Consider the following 18,526-nt stretch of genomic DNA (forward strand, 5'->3'; position numbering starts at 1 on the left):
CGGCCGCGCACCCGCCGCGGGGGCGGCCGCCGGCGCTCTGCCGCTGGGCGCGGTCCGCCGGGAGTGCCGGGGCCTCGCCCGGGCCGCCGTGCGGCTGGACGCCCCCGCCGTGGACGACGCCATCGCCGCCGCACTCGCCGAGTACGGGCTGATCGAGGCCTGGAACGAGGTGATGATGCCCGCGCTGCGGGCCGTGGGCCGCAAGTGGGCCACCGAGGGCGAGCGCTATGTCGAGGTGGAGCACCTGCTGTCGTGGCACGTGTCCGCCGGGCTGCGACGGCTCGCCGCCCAGGCCCGGCCGGGGTCGGCGCAGGAGCCGCCGGTGCTGCTCGCCTGCGTGCCGGGCGAGCTGCACTCCCTGCCGCTGGAGGCGCTGGCGGCCGGCCTCGGCGAACGCGGGCTGCCGCTCCGGATGTTCGGGGCCGCGGTGCCCGTCCAGGCGCTGGACGACGCCGTGCAGCGCACCGGGCCGTCCGCCGTGGTGCTGTGGTCGCAGTCGCGGGGCACGGCCAGCCGCCCGCTGGCCCGGCATCTGTGCGGGATCGCCTGGGGCGTCCAGGGCGCGCGGCACGGCCCGGCGGTGCTGCTGGGCGGTCCGGGGTGGTCCGGCACGGCGGTCGAGGGCGCCCTCCGCCCGCACGGGCTCCGCGAGGCGCTGGATCTGCTCTCCGCCCTGTTCCGGCCGTCCCCGGCGTCCTCGCCGCCCGCCACACGGCGGGCCTGAGCCGCCCGCACGGCGCGGCGCGGCCGCTCGCGGGCGGCCCGCGCCCTACGCTGGCCCCGCCCGCGGTGGCCGGCAGCGGGCGCCGTGACGGCGGTCCTGCCCTCGCCCGCCTCCGCAGCACCCGCTCCGCAGACCCGCCGTACGCCTGCCCCCCCCGCACCACGCAGCCCACGGCACGCACGAAGGGACGCACGATGATCCCGCCCGACCGGTCCGCCGCCTCCGCGGCCGAGGACGTCCTGGTCGTGGGCGCCGGCGCCGCGGGACTCGCCTGCGCCCGGGACCTGCTGACGGCGGGGCTCTCCGTCCGCGTACGGGAGGCGTCGGACGCCGTGGGCGGACGGATGCGGACGCTGCGCCGGGGCGGATTCCTGCTGGACCGCGGGTTCCAGGTGTTCAACACCTCCTACCCCCAGGTGAAGCGCCGGCTGCGGCTGCGGGAGCTGCGGCTCCGCCCGTTCACGCCCGGGGCGCTGGTGCACACCGACCGCGGCCTGGTGCGGTTCGCCGACCCCACCCGGCGGCCCCGCGACGCGGCCGGGACGCTCACCGGCCGCGTCTTCTCCCCGCGCGACCTGCTGGCCCTCGGCCTGCTCACGGCACGGGACACGGTGGGTCCGGTCGCGGCGCTCAAGCGGGCTCCGGACCGCACCACCCGGACCGCCCTGGCGGAGGCGGGTCTCTCCGAGGAGGTGGTGGAGACCTTCCTGCGCCCCTTCCTCTCCGGCGTCTTCCTGGAGGACGAGCTGGAGACCTCGAGCCGCTTCTTCCACCTGGTGTGGCGGAGCATGTTCCGGGGCACGCTCTGCCTGCCCTCGGCCGGGATCGGCGCCGTGCCGGAACAGCTCGCGGCCGCCCTCCCACCCGGCACCGTACGCCTGGAGAGCCCGGTCGAGACGCTGCCGGAGGCGGCGGCCGGCGGCGCACGCGCGGTGGTGGTGGCGACCGGCCCGGCCGACGCGCGGCGGCTGCTGCCGGACCTCACCGTGCCGGACACCCGGACGGTCACCACCTACTACCACGCGACCCCGGGCCCGGACGACAGCCCGCTGCGCGAGCCCACGCTGGTCGTCGACGCCCGCCGCCGCCTGCTCAACACCTGCGTGGTGAGCGAGGTGAACCCGGCCTGCGCCCCGCCCGGCCGGGCGCTGGTGGCCACCTCCGTGCGGGGCCCGGACTCGCCCGGCCGGGAGGCGGAGCTGCGGGACGTGCTCTCCGAGGTGTACGCGCGGGACGCCTCGGGCTGGGAAACGGTGGACGTCTGCACCGTGCCCGGCGCCCTCCCCGCGATGCCACCGCCCCGCCCGCTCAGCCGCACCACCCGCACGGGCGACGGGCGGACCTACGTCTGCGGCGACCACCGGGCGACCGGATCGCTGCAGGGCGCCCTCGCCTCCGGCGCCCGCGCGGCCCGCGAGGTGCTTGCCGACCTGCGCGCCGGGACCGGCGGCCCCGCCTGAACAGCCACGGCGGCCCGTCCGGCCTCCCGTCCGTACGCCGCATCTCTCCTACGCCCGCCGTCCACCGCAGGAGCGCCCATGGCACCACGACCGCACTGGCTCTTCGGCGACCAGCTCGGCCCGCACTTCCTGGACCCCCGGCACGGCGGTCCGGACCGGGACGCGCCCGTGGTGATGATCGAGGCGAAATCCGTGTTCCGGCGCCGCCGCTTCCACCGGGCCAAGGCCCACCTGGTGCTGTCCGCGATGCGCCACCGGGCCGCCGAACTGGGCGACCGCGTCCGCTACGTACGGGCCGAGACCTACCGGGAGGGCCTGCGCAGGGCCGTCGGGAAGGCGGAGGTGACGGTGTGCCACCCGACGTCGCGGGCGGCCCTGTCCCTCGTCGAGTCGCTCGGCCGGGCCGAGGTGCTGCCGGACCGCACCTCTCTGGTGTCGCGGGACGCCTTCGAGCGGTGGGCGGCGGACCGGCGCGGGAAACACCTGCGGATGGAGGACTTCTACCGCTGGGTGCGGCAGGAGCACGAGCTGCTGCTGGAGGCCGGCGAACCGGCCGGCGGCCGCTGGAACCTGGACCGGGACAACCGCGAGCCGCCGCCGCGGGACGCCCGCACGCTGGGAGTCCCCGCCCCGTACCGGCCGCGGGAGGACGAGATCGACGACGAGGTGCGGCACGACCTCGACCGCTGGGAGCGGGCGGGCGAGGTGCGCTTCGTCGGCCGCGACGCGCCGCGCCGCTTCCCGGCGACCCGGCGTCAGGCGCTCACGGCGCTGCGCCGGTTCGTACGGGACCGGCTGCCCGCCTTCGGCCCGTACGAGGACGCGATGCTCGCCGACGACCCGGTGCTGAGCCACTCGCTGCTCTCCGCACCGCTCAACCTGGGCCTGCTGCACCCGGCCGAGTGCGTGGAGCGCGCCGAGGCCGCGTGGCGGGCCGGGGACGCGCCGCTGAACAGCACCGAGGGGTTCGTCCGGCAGGTGGCGGGCTGGCGGGAGTACGTGCGCCGGCTCTACTGGCACTTCGGGGAGGACTACCGGCACCGGAACGCGCTGGGGCACCGCGCGCCGCTGCCGGAGTGGTTCCGGGAGCTGGACGCGGACGCGGTGACGGCCCGCTGCCTGTCCACGGTGCTGGCGCAGGTGCGCGACACCGGCTGGACGCACCACATCCCGCGCCTGATGGTGCTGGGCAGCCACGCGCTCCAGCGGGGCTGGGACCCGGAGGCGGTCACCGAGTGGTTCCACCACAGCTTCGTGGACGGCTACGACTGGGTGATGGTCCCCAACGTGGTGGGGATGTCGCAGTACGCGGACGGCGGCCGGATGACGACCAAGCCGTACACCACCGGCGGTGCCTACATCGACCGGATGAGCGACCTGTGCGGCCGCTGCGCCTACCGGCCGGACCGGCGCACGGGCGCGGAGGCGTGCCCGTACACCGCCGGCTACTGGGCCTTTCTGCACCGGCACCGCGACCGGCTGTCCCGCAACCACCGCACCGCGCAGGCCGTACGCGGGCTGGACCGGCTACGGGACCTGCCGGAGCTGCTGGCGGAGTGGGAGGACCGCGGCGACGCACCGCCCTGAGGCCGGGGGCGGTGCGCCGCCGATGTGCGGCCTCAGCCGCTCAGGCCCCAGGAGACGGCCATGTGGTACGCCGCGCAGATGTTCACGTCGAGCACATAGGCCGCCGCCCGGCCGCACTGCGCCGTGCCCGTGCCCGGATCGACGGGCTGGCCGTGGCCCATGCCGGTGATCTCGTACGCCTCGACGACCGGCCGCCCGGCCGCGTCCTCGTAGACCCGGTGCGGATACCCGGCGACCTGGTCGGTCGTCTCCGGCACCGCGTCCGTACCGTGCACGTCCGTCCACTGCTCGACGAGCTCACGCTGGTTGGTGGGGGCCACGGTGTAGTCGGCGGTGCCGTGCCAGACGGAGAGGACCGGCCACGGGCCGGCGTGCGAGGAGGCGCCGCGCACCAGGTCGCCCCAGGCGCCCGGGCTCTTGTTCACCCCCGGGTTCATGCAGGTGAAGGCGTACACCATGCTGGTCGCGCACCGGTAGGGCAGTCCGGCGACCACGCCGCCGCCCGCGAACCGGTCGGGGTAGGCGGCCATCATCACGGCGGTCATGGCCCCGCCGGCGGAGAGCCCCGTGACGTACGTCCGCTCCGGGTCCACGCCGTGTGCGGAGCGCATCCAGGCGGCCATCTGAGCGATCGACAGCGCCTCGCCGCGGCCCCGGGCGGTGTCCGTGCCCTGGAACCAGTTGAAGCACCGGTTGAAGTTGTTCGTGCTGCGCTGCTCCGGCAGCACCACGGCGAAGCGCATCCGGTCGGCCAGCTCCGTCCAGCCGGTCTCGTCGTCGTACGCCGCGGCGCTCTGCGTGCAGCCGTGCAGCGCCACGACCAGCGGCCGGTCGCTCGCCAGACCGTCCGGCACATAGGTGAACATCCGGAGACCACCGGGGTTCGAGCCGAAGGCGGTGACCTCCTGGAGCCCCGCCGCCGAGGCCGGCGCCGGCGGGGTGCCGAGGAGCAGGGCCAGAGCGGCCAGCAGCGAGGTGACCAGGGACCGCCGGAGGCGGCGGCGTCTCGCGGGTGCGGTGCGGTGGGGACGGCACTCGGGGGTGCGCATCGGGTTGCCCATCGCGGCTCTCCCAACAGGTAGGGAACATGGGGGGTTTCGTTCCGATGCGCTGGACCGTAGGACCGCCCGGGGGCCGCGCCTACCGCACCCGGCCACACTTTCCGGGGCCGCACATGGCGACCCCGCACACCCGTACGGCCGCCTCCTCTAGAGTGCGGGCACGGCACGACGGAGGGGGCGCGACATGACGGCACGGGAGGGCTCCGGACAGGGGCAGGCGCAAGGCTCCGGGCAAGGGGGCCCCGGGCAGCGAGGGGGCTCCGGCGCGGCGATCAGCCTGGAGAAGGTGCGGCAGACGGCACCCGGGCTGGTCAGTCTCTACAAGCAGGCAGGCGTCAGCCTGGAGAAGCGGCGGCTCTCCGGCGAGCGCGCCGCCGTCTACCTGGTGCTGGACCGCTCGGGCTCCATGCGCCCGTACTACCGGGACGGCTCCGTCCAGCACCTCGCGGAGCAGGCCCTGGGGCTCGCCGCGCACTTCGACGACGACGGGGTGGTGCCGGTGGTCTTCTTCAGCACGGAGGTCGACGGGCTCGACGAGGTGTCGCTGCACGGCTACGAGGGCCGGATCGGCGCCCTGCACGACCGTCTCGGCCACATGGGCCGCACCAACTACCACCTGGCCATGCAGGCCGTCGTCGACCACTACCGGGCGAGCGGAGCGACCGACCCGGCCTTCGTGATCTTCCAGACGGACGGCGGGCCCACGTCCCGCTCCGCCGCCGAACGGGTGCTGTGCGACAGTGCGGACCTTCCCCTCTTCTGGCAGTTCGTGGGCTTCGGCACGGACGAGTTCCGCTTCCTGCGGAAGCTGGACGAGCTGCCCGTCCCGGGCAAGCGCCGGGTGGACAACGCCGGCTTCTTCGCCGCGGGCCGGGACCCCCGCGCCCTCCCCGACGCCGAGCTCTACGACCGCCTCACCGACGAGTTCCCTGACTGGCTCCGCGACGCCCGCGCGGCGGGGGTCCTGGGCTGATCCACCGCCGACCCCTCCCGGGCCGGGGCCCCGCCGTCACGGGCCGGGGCCGAGGACCGGCCGTCACGGGCCGGGACGCGCCCGGGCCGCGCCGCCGTCGCGGGTGCGGGACCCCGAGGCCCTTCCGGGTGTAGACCCGGCCCGCCAGGCCGTGGGGCGGGCTCGGCAGGCCGGGCGCCGGACGACCGGACCCCTGTGACGGAGGCCGGGCGCCGGAAGCCGGCCCGCACCGGCCCCGTGTTGGGCGGCGGACGCCCGGCCGCGCCAGGCCGCGACCCGCGTGCCCGCCCGGGCCTACCGCCTGGGCGGCCGGGCGCACCCGGGCCGCGCGAGGGTCCACCCGCCGCACCGAACCCCCATCTGACGCGGTGGAGATGCGCTCGCGCGGGTACGCGGGCAGAGTCGCCAGAGAGAGAAAGGTGCCTGTCGTGATTCTTCGCCGTATCGCCCGCCCGCTGCTGGCCGCCATCTTCGTCTCCGGTGGTATCAACGCCCTGCGCCAGACGGAGGGCCATGCCAAGGCCGTGCAACCGTTCCTGGACCGGACGGTGGGCCGGCGCTCCGAGGATCTGCCGGACGCCGTACCCACCGATCCGGAGACGCTGGTCCGGATCGACGCCGTGCTCAAGCTGGGCGGCGGGGTGGCGCTCGCGTTCGGCTGGGCGCCGCGCGTGGCGGCGACGGTCCTGCTCGGGACCCTGGTCTCGACGACGGCGGCGGCGCACCGCTTCTGGGAGGAGGAGGACGAGGGCACCCGCAACGACCAGCTCATCCACTTCCTGAAGAACGCCGGTCTGGCCGGCGGCCTGCTGCTGGCGGTCGCCGACACCGAGGGCAAGCCCTCGGTGGCCTGGCGGGCCCGGCACACGGCCCAGCTGACGAGCCGGCAGCTCAGCGGCACCACCCGGACGGCGCAGCGCAAGGCGCAGAAGAACGTACGTCAGATGCAGCGCCAGTCGAAGGACGGGGTGCGCCGCGCGCGCAAGGCGGTACGGCGCTGAGTAGGGCCCGGCCCGCGTCAGCGCGGGTCGGGCACGCGCATCTCGAACCAGGTGTTCTTGCCCCGCGGCAGCAGGTCGACGCCCCAGCGGTCGGCGAGCTTGTCGACGAGCCACAGCCCCCGGCCGCTGGTGTCCATCTCGTGCACGGGCAGCAGACACGGCAGGCCCCGGGAGGGGTCGCGCACCTCGATACGGATCCAGCCGCGGCGGCGCAGCATGCGCAGGCCGAAGGTGTGTGCGCCGGTGTGGCGGACGGCGTTGCCGACGAGTTCGGAGACGAGCAGCACGGCGTGCTCGGCGGGCTGGGCCGGCAGGGCCCAGCGCTGCTGGGTCACGGCCTCGGTGAGACGGCGGGCGGTGCACGCGGACTCGGGACGGTTGGGGAGCCGCACCTCCTGATCGGTGGGGTCCCCGACGAGCTCGAGCGCGGCGCCCGGGGACGTCGGCCCGTCCGGGACGCCCGCTGCGCCACCCCTCGCCATCCCGCTGTCCACGGTCGCGGCTCCCGTTGTTCCGACGCCTGTCCACGCGGCGTCCGCGGCCGCGGCGCCCGGCAGCCGGCCGACCGTACGCGACACGTCACGCTGTCCCGCCATGCGGTCCATCATGCCGGGTGCAAGCACACTTCGGGGACCGTACGCAGGAATTGGTGACTCCGGGGTCACGACGGGAGCACGCTCCGTCGGCATATGACAACAGTGAGGGCGGCGGACCGGCACACCACTGACCTGCGGCATCCCGTGACACACGGGCACATGACGGGATGTGTGGCGACCGCGGGCCACCATCGCTTTGTCGAGAAGGACCTCCATCCCCCGGACGGCGGGCGCGAGGGCGGCGCGGCGCGCGCCACCCCCCGCCACCCCGGCTGCGCCGGACAGCTCTTCCCGGACTCCTCGCCCGGGCTCCTCAGCCCGGACTGCTCACCCCGGGGTGCCCCGGGCCGCCCCCGAGGCGGCGGCGCACCGCTCAGCGGAACTTCGCCTTGCCCGGGCCCTCTTCCACGAAGCTGCGCATACCGATCTCCCGGTCCTCGGTGGCGAAGAGCCCCGCGAACCAGTTCCGCTCGATCGCCAGCCCGGTCTCGATGTCGGTCTCCAGCCCGGCGTCGACCGACTCCTTGGCCGCGCGCAGCGCCATGGCCGGCCCCGCGGCGAGGCGCGCCGCCCAGGCGTGCGCCTGCTCGTACACCTCGGTGTCGGGCACCACCCGGTCCACCAGGCCGATCGACAGCGCCTCCTCGGCGCGCACCTGGCGGCCGGTGAAGATGAGGTCCTTGGCGCGGGACGGCCCGACCAGCCGGGAGAGCCGCTGGGTGCCGCCGGCGCCGGGGATCAGGCCGAGCAGGATCTCGGGCTGCCCGAGCTTGGCCCGCTCGCCCGCGATCCGGATGTCCGCGCAGAGCGCCAGCTCGCAGCCGCCGCCCAGGGCGTACCCGGTGACGGCGGCGACGACCGGCTTGGGGATGCGGGCGACGGCGGTGAAGGAGTCCTGCAGCGCCCGGGAGCGGGCGACCATGGCCGCATGGTCCATGGCCTGCATCTCCTTGATGTCCGCGCCCGCCGCGAACACCTTCTCACCGCCGTAGAGGACGACCGCGCGCACGTCGTCGCGGCCGGCCGCCTCCTCGGCGAGGGCGCGGAGCCGGTCCTGGGTGGCGATGTCCAGGGCGTTCATCGGGGGACGGTCCAGGCGGAGGGTGCCGACGCCGTCGGCGACTTCGAGGTTCACAGTCATACGGGCAGGTTAGCGGTCGTTCACGCGCCGGGGCAGAGCGGACGGCCGTCCCGGTGGCGGGGACGGCCGGGGGCGTGCCGTGCGTCCGCCGCGACGCCGGTTCACCCGAACGGTCCCCGCGCGGCGCCCGCCGGTGCCCCGGCCCGGCGGCCACGGGCGAGGATCGGTCACGGGGCCCGCCCGGGCCCCGGTGCAGGCCCGCGGCCCCTACGGGAAGCCTCCCGTAGGACCACGAGCCCGCAGCAGCAGGCCAGGAGCCCGCAGGAGGCCAGACGTGTCGCACGCACCCGAGCAGGCGGACGCCCCCCGCGCGGCCGGTCCCGCCGGGGCCGCCGCCCCCGGCAGCGCCGGCCCGCCGCCGCAAGCGCGGGTGTGGCCGGGCAGCCCGCAGCCGCTCGGCGCCCGCCACCACACCGGCCCGGACGGCGTGCCCGGGACGAACTTCGCGCTGTGGGCGGGCGGCGCGGAGACCGTCGAGCTGTGCCTGTTCGACGAGGAGGGCCGGGAGACCCGCTGCCGCCTGACCGAGCTGACCCACGAGATCTGGCACGGCTTCGTGCCCGGGGTGCGCCCCGGCCGGCGCTACGGATACCGCGTGCACGGCCGCTGGGACCCCTGGACCGGTGCCCGCTGGAACCCGGCGAAGCTGCTGCTCGACCCGTACGCCCGCGCGGTGGACGGCGAGTTCTCGCTGCCGCCGGAGGTGTACGGGCACGTGCGGGACTGGCCGCAGCAGGAGCTGGCCGACACGGTGCGGGACGAGCGGGACTCCGCGCCGCATGTGCCGAAGAGTGTGGTCGTGGACGACCGGGAGTCCTGGGACGACGACCGGCGCCCCAAGACGCCGTGGGCCGACTCGGTCCTCTACGAGCTGCACGTGCGCGGCTTCACCCGGCGCCACCCGGACGTCCCGGAGCCCCTGCGCGGCACGTACGCCGGGCTGGCCCACCCGGCGGCGCTGGCGCACCTGACCCGGCTGGGGGTGACGGCGGTCGAGCTGCTGCCCGTACACCAGTTCGCCCACGAGGACCATCTGCTCCGCCGGGGCCTGCGGAACTACTGGGGCTACAACTCCATCGGCTACTTCGCGCCGCACGCCGCCTATGCGGCCTCCGGCACCCGGGGGCAGCAGGTGGGCGAGTTCAAGCGGATGGTGCAGGCGCTGCACGGCGCGGGGATCGAGGTCATCCTGGACGTGGTCTACAACCACACGGCGGAGGCGAACGAGTCCGGCCCCACCCTCTCGCTGCGCGGCATCGACAACCGCGGCTACTACCGGCTCGCCGACGACCCCCGCCGCTACACCGACTACACCGGCTGCGGCAACACCCTGCACGTCGTGCAGCCGCAGACGCTCCGCCTCCTCACCGACTCGCTGCGCTACTGGGTGCAGGAGATGGGCGTGGACGGCTTCCGCTTCGACCTGGCCGCCGCGCTCGCCCGCTCCATGCACGACGTCGACATGCTCTCCCCCTTCCTGGCGGTCATCGCGCAGGACCCGGTGCTGCGCCGGGTGAAGCTGATCGCCGAGCCGTGGGACGTCGGGAACGGCGGCTACCAGGTGGGCGCCTTCCCGCCGCTGTGGACCGAGTGGAACGACCGCTACCGGGACACCGTGCGCGACTTCTGGCGCGGCGCCCTCCCGGACGTCCGCGACCTGGGCTACCGCCTCTCCGGCTCCAGCGACCTCTACGCCTGGGGCGGCCGCCGCCCGTACGCCTCGGTCAACTTCGTCACCGCGCACGACGGCTTCACCCTGCGCGACCTGGTGTCGTACGAGCGCAAGCACAACGAGGCGAACGGCGAGCACAACCGGGACGGCACCGACGACAACCGCTCCTGGAACTGCGGCGCCGAGGGCGAGACCGACGACCCGGAGATCACCGCGCTGCGCCGCCGGCAGCTCCGCAACCTGCTCACCACCCTGCTGCTCTCCACCGGGGTGCCGATGCTGGTCGCCGGCGACGAGATGGGCCGTACCCAGGGCGGCAACAACAACGCCTACTGCCAGGACGACGAGACGAGCTGGGTGGACTGGTCACTGCTGGACGAGCCCGGCTGGCGGGCCCTGTCCGAGCTGGCCGCACGGCTGCTGCGGCTCCGCCGGGAGCACCCGGTGCTGCGTCGCAAGGCCTTCTTCTCCGGCCGGAAGCGCGGCCCGGAGGGGCTCCGCGACCTGGCCTGGTTCACCCCGTACGGGGAGGAGATGACGGAGGCCGACTGGTTCGCGCCGGGCGCCACGCTGGGGATGTACCTCCACGGCCGGGACATCCCGCAGCGGGACGCACGGGGCGTGCCGGTCACCGACGAGTCGTTCCTCTGCCTGCTGCACGCGGGCCCCGGGCCGGGCGCCTTCCCGCTGCCCGGCCCGCCCTGGGCCCGCTCGTACGAACTGCTGGTCGACACCTCCCGGGAGGACCAGGCCGCCGCCCCGGGCACCCGGCACCCCGCGGGCGCCCGGCTGCCCCTCCCCGCACGCTCCGTCCAGCTCCTGCGCGCGCTGCCGTAGCCGGGCGGTCCGGCCGCCACGGCACCGGCCCGGGTGCCCGGCGGATGTGACCGGCGCGCCTCCGGTTGCGGGTGTGACCGGCGCGTGTCCGGTTGCGGATGTGACGGTGCGCCTCCGGCGGCCACGGCCCTGCGCGGCCGCCGCCGCGGGCGGAACCGCGGTGTCAGCTCTCCGGCGTCTCCGCGGGGACGCACAGGGTGAGCTGGCTGACGGTGTGACCGTCGGGGGTGGCCGCGGTGATCCGGTGCAGCCCGGGCGTGCCCAGGACCGGCGTGGCCACCAGCGTGCCGTCCCGCCAGCCGGGCCGCAGCGGGAGGACGGTCCCCGTCTCCAGGTGCACCGCGCGGCAGTCGAGGCCGGAGAGGGTGTCCACCTCGCCGATCCGGACGGTCAGCCGCTCACCCGCCACCGCCAGGTCGGGGACGTCCAGACCGCAGCCCGCGGCGCCCTGCGGCGGGCCCAGAGGGTCGTCGTCCCGCAGCAGTTCCGCCACGGCCTTCCGGGCGACGGGGTGCCGGGCGACGGCTCCGTGCTGGAAGGGCAGCGGGATCACCGCCGGGCCCTGGGCGGCGGACTGCTTGTAGACCGTGCCGTCCCCCTGGAGGTCGAACCAGCGCAGCCGGCCCCGGGTGTCCCGCAGCAGCCGGCCGTCGGAGTGCTGGCGCACGCCGCTGTGGTGGGTGACCACCACGCCGTCGCGGAGGGTGAGGTTCTGCACCGTGGGCTGCGTGGTCCCCACCACGGCCCGGTGCCCGGGCAGCGGCACCCGCTCCCGGTCCCGGTGGGCCGCCTCCGCGGCGGCGGCGAGCTCGGCACTGCCGCCCAGCGCGGCCACGTCCCCCGGCTCCAGCCGGCGGACGTCGTCGCCGTCCCGTACGCAGCGGTACTGCGGCAGCAGGTCGTGCAGTCCGGGCATGCCGGCGCAGACCTCGCGCAACTGCCGGTGCGGGAGCGGCACGGGCCCGCCCCGGCCGGTGTTGAGGATCGCGGCGGCCTTGGCCGCGCCGAAGAACGGGGTGCCCAGGGTGAGGACGGCACGGGTGTCGCCGGCGAGGCCGGCGTCGTGTGCCGGGTCCAGCGCGGCGCGGGCGACCAGCCCGCCCATGGAGTGCGCCACGAACACCAGCCGGGCCGGGCGCTCGTCGGCCCGCGCCCGGCGCGCCCGGTCGTGCGCCGGGTGGCGCCGCCACGCCTCCAGATGCTCCCGGGCCGCGGCGGCGAGCAGCCGGCCGTTGACGGCGGTGGGCAGCCGCCAGTCGTAGGGGAACGGGCGGACGGCGGCGGGGTCGGCGACACAGTCCCGGATCTCCTCCACCAGCCGTGCGTACGGCTCGAAACCGTGCAGGTAGGGCGTCCAGACCGACGACCGGAGAAGCCCCGTCGCGCGGACCCGCCCGGTGCGTCCGGCGCGTTCCTCCTCGGTCATCCGCAGACCGTGCAGGCCGCCGGGGCGCAGCCAGGCGCGACGCACCCAGGAGGCGCTGGAGAGCCCCCACAGGACCTCCCCCGTTCCGGTGTCGCGCAGCTCGCTGCCCATGATGCCGGGGACCACCAGGACCGCGTCCTGGGTGACGTTGCGGCTTGCCGCCGTGTGCTCGCCCATGGCCGTGAACAATAGGGAGGATGACAGGGCTTCAGGGGGAGAAACCGTCACCTGGCCGGAAGGGAGCGGTCCTCGACGCCAGAGAGGGGGAAAGGCCCGCGGGCGAGTCCGGGCGGCCTGCCGGGGAGGCCGGGGAGCCTGCCGCGGACGCGGAGCGGCGCGCCGCCGGCACCCTGTACGTCCTGGCCGTACCGGATGCCGAGGACCCGGCGTTCCAGGAGGCCGTGGCGGAGCAGCTGAAGGCGGTCTCCGCGTGGTGGCAGGACGGCTCCGGGCCCGTTCCCGGCTTCCGGCGGGTGGAGGCGCCCGAGGTGCTGGTCCGCCACGACGTGGAGTGCTTCCTGCACGCCGCGGGCGTCCGGGACACCCCGGCGGAGGAGCCGCTGGTCCTCTACCTCACCGGGCACGGGGCCGTCGGCGCCTCCGGCAGGCACTTCCTGCTGCTCCCCGACACCGACCGGAGACGGCTGCTGGCCACCGCGCTGCGCACCAGCGAGGTGGTGACGGCCGCCCTGGACTCGCACGCCGAGCATGTGCTGGTCATCGTGAACACCTGCGAGGCGGAGGGCGTCGCGGCGGAGGTGCAGGAGCTGATCCGGGAGCTGGACACGGGCCGCACCGCGCGCGGGTCGCTGAACGTCCTGGCGACCACCGCACACCGCACCACGGTGCTGGGCCGGGAGTTCTCCGAGATCCTGCGCGAGGCGCACCGGTGGCTGAGCACGGCGGCCGGCATCACCCGTCCGTATCTGACGGTCGGCGAGTTCGTCCAGGCCCTGGAGCACGGCACCGACCGGCTGCGCCGGGCCCGGGACGCCGCGGCGGGCGAGCCGCGGCTCGGCGGGCCGCGGATGGTGCACGCGCCGCGGCAGACGGACCCGGTGCCGACCCTGCCGAACCCCGGATACCCGCCGCCCCGCCGGACCGGTGTGCGGGCCGCGCGCCCGGTGGGCGGCGACGGCGGTACGGAGAACTGGGTGCGGCGGGCGAGCGGCGCCCTCACCGAGGACGACACGGGCTGGTTCTTCTCCGGCCGCCGGGAGGTCAACCGCGCCCTGGTGACGTTCCTCGCGGGCCCGCCGGGCTCGCTGCTGGTGACCGGCACGGCGGGCAGCGGCAAGTCCGCGGTGCTGGCCCGGCTGGTGGCGCTCGGCGACCCCGCGTTCCGGGCGTCGCCGCAGGGCGCCCGGGCCCTGGAGGGGGCCGAAAGCGGTACCGTCCCGGAACCGGGCGCGGTGCATGTGGCGCTGCACGCCCGGATGCGGTCCGCACGGGACCTGTGGACGGCGTTGCTCGGCCGGTTGGGCCTGTCGCCGGACACCGGCACGGGCGGGGCGCCCGTCTCCCGCGGGGGCCGGCTGTGGCCGTTGCAGGAACGCCTGTTCCGGTTCCTGGCGGAGCCGGGCCCGCATCTGACGATCGTCGTGGACGGCCTGGACGAGGCCGCCGACCCGGGCGCCTGCGTACGGGACTTCCTGGTGCCGCTGGGGCGGGCGGCCGTCCCGGGGCCGGAGGCGCCGGCGGGTGGCGCGCCGGGGGTGCCGGAACCGAGGGCGACGGAGGGCGCACCGGGGGGTCGCGAGACCCGGGCGGCCGGGAGTGCCGCGGGCGTTCCCGAGCCGCGTCCGGGGCAGGCGGTGGCGCGGCCGCGGGGCAGGCGCGGGGTGCGGTTGCTGCTGGGGGTGCGCAGCAGCGCACCCCCCACCCCGGGCGGGGAGGGCCGTACCCCGGGCGGAAACGGCCGTACCCCGGAGCGCGAGGGCCCGGCGGAGCTGCTGCACACCCTGCGGGGGGTGTTGCCGGACCCGCGGGTGGTGCGTACCGACGAGGAGCCGGTGACGGCAGACATCGCCGAGTACGTGGCCGCACTGCTCCGGGCGGCGGGGTGGGAGGAGGAGGCCGCGGCGCGGGCCGCCGCACGGGTCGCGGCGAGCGCCGGCCGCTCCTTCCTGGACGCCCGGCTGGCGGCGGCGCAGTTGCGGGAGCCGGGCGGCCCCGCGTTGCCGGCGGACCCGCGGTGGCTCTCCCGGCTCGGTCACGGGACGGTGGGCCTGCTGGAGGCGGATCTCGCCGCGCTGCCGGAACCGTCCGAGGGGGCCGAGGCGACAGGCGGGAGTGCGGAGACCGACCGGACCGACGGGGACCGCGCGGTGGAAGGACGCAGCGGCGGGCTGGACCGGGAGGAGGCGCTGGCGCTGCTGCGGGCCACCGCCTTCGCCCAGGGGCGTGGGCTGCCGTGGGCCGAGGTCTGGCCGACGGTGGCGGGCGCGCTGCTGGGGCGGGCCCTCCCCGACCCGGACGAGAAGATCCGGCGGCTGCTCAGCGGCCGCCTGGCGGGGTACCTGGCCCACGACACCGAGGACGACCGCCGGGTCTACCGGCCTGCCCACGAGCGGCTCGCGGCCGTGCTGCGGCAGTGGCCGCCGCCTTCCGCGGCGGAGGAGCCGGCCGCGCCCCCGGCCGGGCACGCGGAAGCGCAGCCGGGGACGCGTACGGGCGAAGGGACGGGGAGCGGCCGGTGAGCGACGCACCGCGGCGCCCGGAGGCGGACCGGGAGGCGCACGCCCGCATCGCGGAGGCGCTGGCCGGGCTGGTGCCGCCCGGCGGGTCGGTGGCGCCGCATCCGTATCTGCGCCGTCATCTGGCCCGGCACGCGGCGCTGGCCGGCGCCCTGGACGACCGGCACGTCCCGCCGTGGCTGCTGCCGTGGGAGACGGACGGCGGCATCCGCGCGCTGCTCGGGCGGTTGCCGGACGACGCCCCCGGGCGGGCGTGGCTGGCGGCCTGGGCGGCGATCGAGCCGTACGCGCAGCAGGCCGACGAGGTGTCCCGGCGGGCCAGCCTGCACCTGGCGTTCGTGGCCCGGTGCTTCCCGCGGACGCCGGCCTCCCGGCTGCCCGGCGACGCCGCGGTGGCCACGCCGGTGCTGCGGGTGCTCTGGTCCCAGTGGTCGCCGCCGGCCGGGGTGCTGGCCACCTTCCCCCGGACGGTCACCGCGCTGGCGGCGGTCCCGGTGCCGGGGGGCGCCCCGCTGCTGGCGGCCGGGGACGACGAGGGCGGCATCGAGTTGGTGGACACCGGGACCGGGGCCGGTGCGGGCGAGCGGATCACGGCACATCGCGGTGCGGTGACCCGGCTGCGGTATCTGCCGCAGCCCGCGGGGGACGGCTGGCTGCTCTCGGGAAGCGCCGACGCCACCGTACGGGTCTGGGACGCGGGGTACGGGACGCCCGTCGGCCGGGCCGCCGCATGGCGGGGCACCTGGACGGCGGACGTCGTGGGATACCCGGACGGGGACGGGGAGCCGACCGTGCTGGCCGTCAGCGGCGAGGGGGAGAGCGCCGCCTGGCATCCGCGGCGGCACCGGCGGGCGTCCCGGCCGGCCGGGGTGGTCCGGCGGCTGGCCGCCGCCCGGGCCGGCGCGCTGGCCGCCCTCCCCGGCGACGGCCGCCCGGTGCTGGCCGCGGCGGGCTCCCGGCTGCTCGCCTGGGACGCGGCGACCGGGAGGGCACTCGGCCGGGCCGTCCCGGTCCCCGGCGGCGGTACGGTCCGGGCGCTGGCGGCGACGACGCTGCCGGACCGGGTGGCGGCGGTGCTGAGCGACGGAACCGCAGCGCTCTGGCGTCCGGCGGGCGGCGGCTGGACCCCGCTGCGGGACCTCACGGCGCGCACCACGGCGCTGGCCGGCGTGCGCAGCGGGCACCGCCACCTGGTCGCGTCCGCGGGCGACGGCACCCACATCGACGTCTCCGACGCCCGGACCGGCGAGCGCACCACGCGCATCCACGGCCACGGCGCCCCCGTCACCGCCCTGTGTCCGGTGCCCGGACCGGACGGGGAGCTGCTGGCGTCGGCGGCCGCCGACGGCACCGTCCGCCTGTGGGACGCCACCGCCCTCTCCGGGGCGGGTGAGGACCACGGCGGCGTCGCCGCCGCCGCGCTGCACGCCGCGGACGAGGCAGATGACACCGGGCCGCTGCTCGCCGTGGGGGACGTGGACGGCCGGGTGCGGGTGTGGAACGTGCACACCGGCGCGCGGGCGGCCGGGCCGCCCGCCGGGCCGTACGCCGGTTCGCCCGCCGGTGGTCCGGGCCGGGTGCTGGCCTGGAGCACCGGACCGGGCGGACGCCGGCTGCTGCTCTCCGCGGACGCCGCGCACGCCCTGCGGGCCTGGGAGCCGGAGAGCGGCCGGCGACGGGCGACGCTGCGCGGCCACCTGCTGCCGGTACGGGCGCTGGCGGTCTGGACGGGGCCCGGCGGGGAGGCCCGGGCCGTCAGCGGGGGCGACGACGCCACCGTGCGGACCTGGGACGTCGGCACCGGGCGTCAGCTCTCCCTGTGGCGCCACGCGTTCGGGGTGCGGGCGGTGGCCGCGGGGACGGACCGGGAGGGCGGGGTGTGGCTGGTCTCCGGCGGCGCGGACGGCACGCTCCGGCTGCGGCGGCCCGGCGCGGAACAGCCGGGCGCGCCCCTGACGGCGCGGCAGGGGATCGTGACCGCGGTGGCCGTGGACGCGCGGCCCGCCGGAGCGCTCCCGCCGCTGCTGGTCAGCGGGGGCGACGACGGCACCGTGCGGCGCTGGGACCTGCTCCGCAAGCGGCCGTTCGGGGAGCCGTTGCGGACGCACCGGGGGCCGGTGTCCGCAGTGGCGGCGTGGACCGCGGACGGCGTGTCGTACCTGGCCGCCGGCGGCGGGGACGGCACCGTACGGGTGTGGCACGCGGCGTCCGGGCGGTGTCTGCTGGAACTCGTCACGGGAGGGGCCGTGCACACGCTGACGGCCTGCCCCGGCGCGGCCGGGCCGGGCCGGGTCGCGCTGACCATGGCGGGAGACCCGGGGGTGGCGGTCGCCGGGCTGGACCTCGGTTCGCTCTGACCGGCCCGGCGTCGCCGGGTGCGCGCTCCGCGCGCGCCCCGCCGTGCGCCCCCTGGCGTGCATCGTGCGCCCCCGGCCGCATTCCCCGGGAGCGTCACCAACCGTCCGCCGCGCGGACCAGAATGATCGGGAACGGTGACGCCGCAGATCCCCGGCTCCCGGGCGGTGGGCGTCCCGGCGTGAGCCGTGAGGAGGACATCGACGTCCGGTGCCTCGGTCCGGCCCGGTGCGGCCCGGACCGCCACCGTCCGCGGGCGCCGGGGAGTGGGAGGCGCATGAGGATCGGCAGAGGAAGGCCGGACGTGGCACTCGTCCCCGCGCCGGACCGTGGCGTGTGGCGGCTGGGCAAGGCCAACGACCCGCTGCGGTACGAACGGCTCAGCAAGGAGGACAACGACCACGCGGCCAGCAACCGGTGGAGCGTGGTCAGCTACGGCATCCTGTACTGCGCGAGCGCACTGGACGGCTGCTTCGCGGAGGCCCTGGCCCCCTTCCGGGTCGACCCGGAACTGCGCGCGCTGATCGGCGACGAGTGGTCGGACTCCCGCTTCCTGCCGCCGGGGAGGCTGCCTCAGGACTGGCGGACCCGGCACACCCTGGTCCGCCTGGCGCCCGACAAGGAGGCGGGCTTCCTGGACGTCGAGGACCCGCGGACGCTCCGGGCCCTCTCCACCGACCGGGAACTGGCGCCCGGGCTGGCCGCGTTCGGGGTCGGCCGGCTGACGCCGGCCCACATCCACGGCCAGGACCGCCGCGTCACACGCCTGATCTCCGCCTGGGCCCTGACCCAGCGCACCCCCGACCAGCGGCGCCGCATCCACGGGATCGCCTACCGGTCGCGTTTCGGGATGCGCCGCTGCTGGGCGGTCTTCAGCGACGTGGAGCTCGAGGAGCTGGAGCGCCGGCCGATCTGGCCGGAGACGCCGGGCTTCCGGGAGGTGCAGCAGGAGTACGGGCTGACGGTGCTCTGAACGGCGAGCGCGCGCCCGCGCCTC

At 76.8% G+C, this 18,526-nt stretch carries 13 protein-coding genes; 9 read left to right on the plus strand and 4 right to left on the minus strand.

The window, feature by feature from the left end:
- The 3 genes from HOY81_RS19255 to HOY81_RS19265 all read left to right on the plus strand — a co-directional run.
- A partial coding sequence (locus HOY81_RS19255) for a B12-binding domain-containing protein (protein ID WP_237321708.1) occupies positions 1–724 on the plus strand: 724 nt, incomplete at its 5' end.
- A 194-nt stretch (positions 725–918) separates the two neighbouring features.
- Positions 919–2,184: an NAD(P)/FAD-dependent oxidoreductase gene (locus HOY81_RS19260; RefSeq protein ID WP_237321709.1), complete on the plus strand. Its 1,266-nt coding sequence runs from the start codon at positions 919–921 to the stop codon at positions 2,182–2,184.
- 78 nt (positions 2,185–2,262) lie between these two features.
- The gene (locus HOY81_RS19265; RefSeq protein WP_237321710.1) at positions 2,263–3,771 is read left to right on the plus strand and encodes a cryptochrome/photolyase family protein; all 1,509 of its coding nucleotides are present in this window, start codon (positions 2,263–2,265) and stop codon (positions 3,769–3,771) included.
- A 32-nt stretch (positions 3,772–3,803) separates the two neighbouring features.
- Here HOY81_RS19265 and HOY81_RS19270 read toward each other — a convergent pair whose 3' ends face one another.
- On the minus strand, positions 3,804–4,832 hold the full coding sequence (locus HOY81_RS19270; RefSeq protein ID WP_237321711.1) for a PHB depolymerase family esterase: 1,029 nt from the start codon (positions 4,830–4,832) through the stop codon (positions 3,804–3,806).
- A 184-nt stretch (positions 4,833–5,016) separates the two neighbouring features.
- Between HOY81_RS19270 and HOY81_RS19275 the strand changes: the two genes are divergently transcribed.
- A complete protein-coding gene (locus HOY81_RS19275) occupies positions 5,017–5,805 on the plus strand; it encodes a VWA domain-containing protein (protein ID WP_237321712.1) in 789 nt (262 codons plus the stop codon).
- Positions 5,806–6,233: 428 nt separating this feature from the next.
- Positions 6,234–6,806 carry a DoxX family protein gene (locus HOY81_RS19280; protein WP_237321713.1) on the plus strand — a complete coding sequence of 191 codons (573 nt, stop codon included), beginning with the start codon at positions 6,234–6,236 and terminating at the stop codon, positions 6,804–6,806.
- Positions 6,807–6,823: 17 nt separating this feature from the next.
- Here HOY81_RS19280 and HOY81_RS19285 read toward each other — a convergent pair whose 3' ends face one another.
- Both HOY81_RS19285 and HOY81_RS19290 read right to left on the minus strand, forming a co-directional pair.
- Positions 6,824–7,288, minus strand: a complete 465-nt coding sequence (locus HOY81_RS19285) for an ATP-binding protein (RefSeq protein ID WP_237321728.1) — start codon at positions 7,286–7,288, stop codon at positions 6,824–6,826.
- 487 nt (positions 7,289–7,775) lie between these two features.
- On the minus strand, positions 7,776–8,543 hold the full coding sequence (locus HOY81_RS19290) for an enoyl-CoA hydratase/isomerase family protein (protein WP_237321714.1): 768 nt from the start codon (positions 8,541–8,543) through the stop codon (positions 7,776–7,778).
- 274 nt (positions 8,544–8,817) lie between these two features.
- On the opposite strand from HOY81_RS19290, the gene glgX reads away from it, so the two are divergent.
- Positions 8,818–11,052 carry a glycogen debranching protein GlgX gene (gene glgX, locus HOY81_RS19295; protein ID WP_237321715.1) on the plus strand — a complete coding sequence of 745 codons (2,235 nt, stop codon included), beginning with the start codon at positions 8,818–8,820 and terminating at the stop codon, positions 11,050–11,052.
- 163 nt (positions 11,053–11,215) lie between these two features.
- Here the strand turns inward: glgX and HOY81_RS19300 are convergent, their stop codons facing one another.
- The gene (locus HOY81_RS19300; protein ID WP_237321716.1) at positions 11,216–12,655 is read right to left on the minus strand and encodes a GPI inositol-deacylase; all 1,440 of its coding nucleotides are present in this window, start codon (positions 12,653–12,655) and stop codon (positions 11,216–11,218) included.
- 20 nt (positions 12,656–12,675) lie between these two features.
- Between HOY81_RS19300 and HOY81_RS19305 the strand changes: the two genes are divergently transcribed.
- The 3 genes from HOY81_RS19305 (at position 12,676) to HOY81_RS19315 (ending at position 18,502) form a co-directional block, all read left to right on the plus strand.
- Entirely contained in the window at positions 12,676–15,177 is a 2,502-nt protein-coding gene (locus tag HOY81_RS19305) for a hypothetical protein (RefSeq protein WP_237321717.1), read from the plus strand.
- Positions 15,174–17,531: a WD40 repeat domain-containing protein gene (locus HOY81_RS19310; protein WP_237321718.1), complete on the plus strand. Its 2,358-nt coding sequence runs from the start codon at positions 15,174–15,176 to the stop codon at positions 17,529–17,531. Before HOY81_RS19305 ends, HOY81_RS19310 begins: the two co-directional genes overlap by 4 nt.
- A 302-nt stretch (positions 17,532–17,833) precedes the next feature.
- Positions 17,834–18,502 carry an RES domain-containing protein gene (locus tag HOY81_RS19315; protein ID WP_237321719.1) on the plus strand — a complete coding sequence of 223 codons (669 nt, stop codon included), beginning with the start codon at positions 17,834–17,836 and terminating at the stop codon, positions 18,500–18,502.
- Positions 18,503–18,526 lie beyond the last annotated feature (24 nt).

Origin of the sequence: Streptomyces sp. JJ36, assembly GCF_021696945.1 — a bacterium.
Taxonomy (GTDB): Bacteria; Actinomycetota; Actinomycetes; order Streptomycetales; family Streptomycetaceae; genus Streptomyces.

Coding starts and splice junctions, on each gene's coding strand:
- HOY81_RS19270 (WP_237321711.1), bottom strand. CDS start 4,832: ATGGGCAACCCGATGCGCACCCCCGAGTGCCGTCCCCACCGCACCGCA.
- HOY81_RS19285 (WP_237321728.1), bottom strand. CDS start 7,288: ATGGCGAGGGGTGGCGCAGCGGGCGTCCCGGACGGGCCGACGTCCCCG.
- HOY81_RS19300 (WP_237321716.1), bottom strand. CDS start 12,655: ATGGGCGAGCACACGGCGGCAAGCCGCAACGTCACCCAGGACGCGGTC.
- HOY81_RS19275 (WP_237321712.1), top strand. CDS start 5,017: ATGACGGCACGGGAGGGCTCCGGACAGGGGCAGGCGCAAGGCTCCGGG.
- HOY81_RS19305 (WP_237321717.1), top strand. CDS start 12,676: ATGACAGGGCTTCAGGGGGAGAAACCGTCACCTGGCCGGAAGGGAGCG.
- HOY81_RS19290 (WP_237321714.1), bottom strand. CDS start 8,543: ATGACTGTGAACCTCGAAGTCGCCGACGGCGTCGGCACCCTCCGCCTG.
- HOY81_RS19265 (WP_237321710.1), top strand. CDS start 2,263: ATGGCACCACGACCGCACTGGCTCTTCGGCGACCAGCTCGGCCCGCAC.
- HOY81_RS19260 (WP_237321709.1), top strand. CDS start 919: ATGATCCCGCCCGACCGGTCCGCCGCCTCCGCGGCCGAGGACGTCCTG.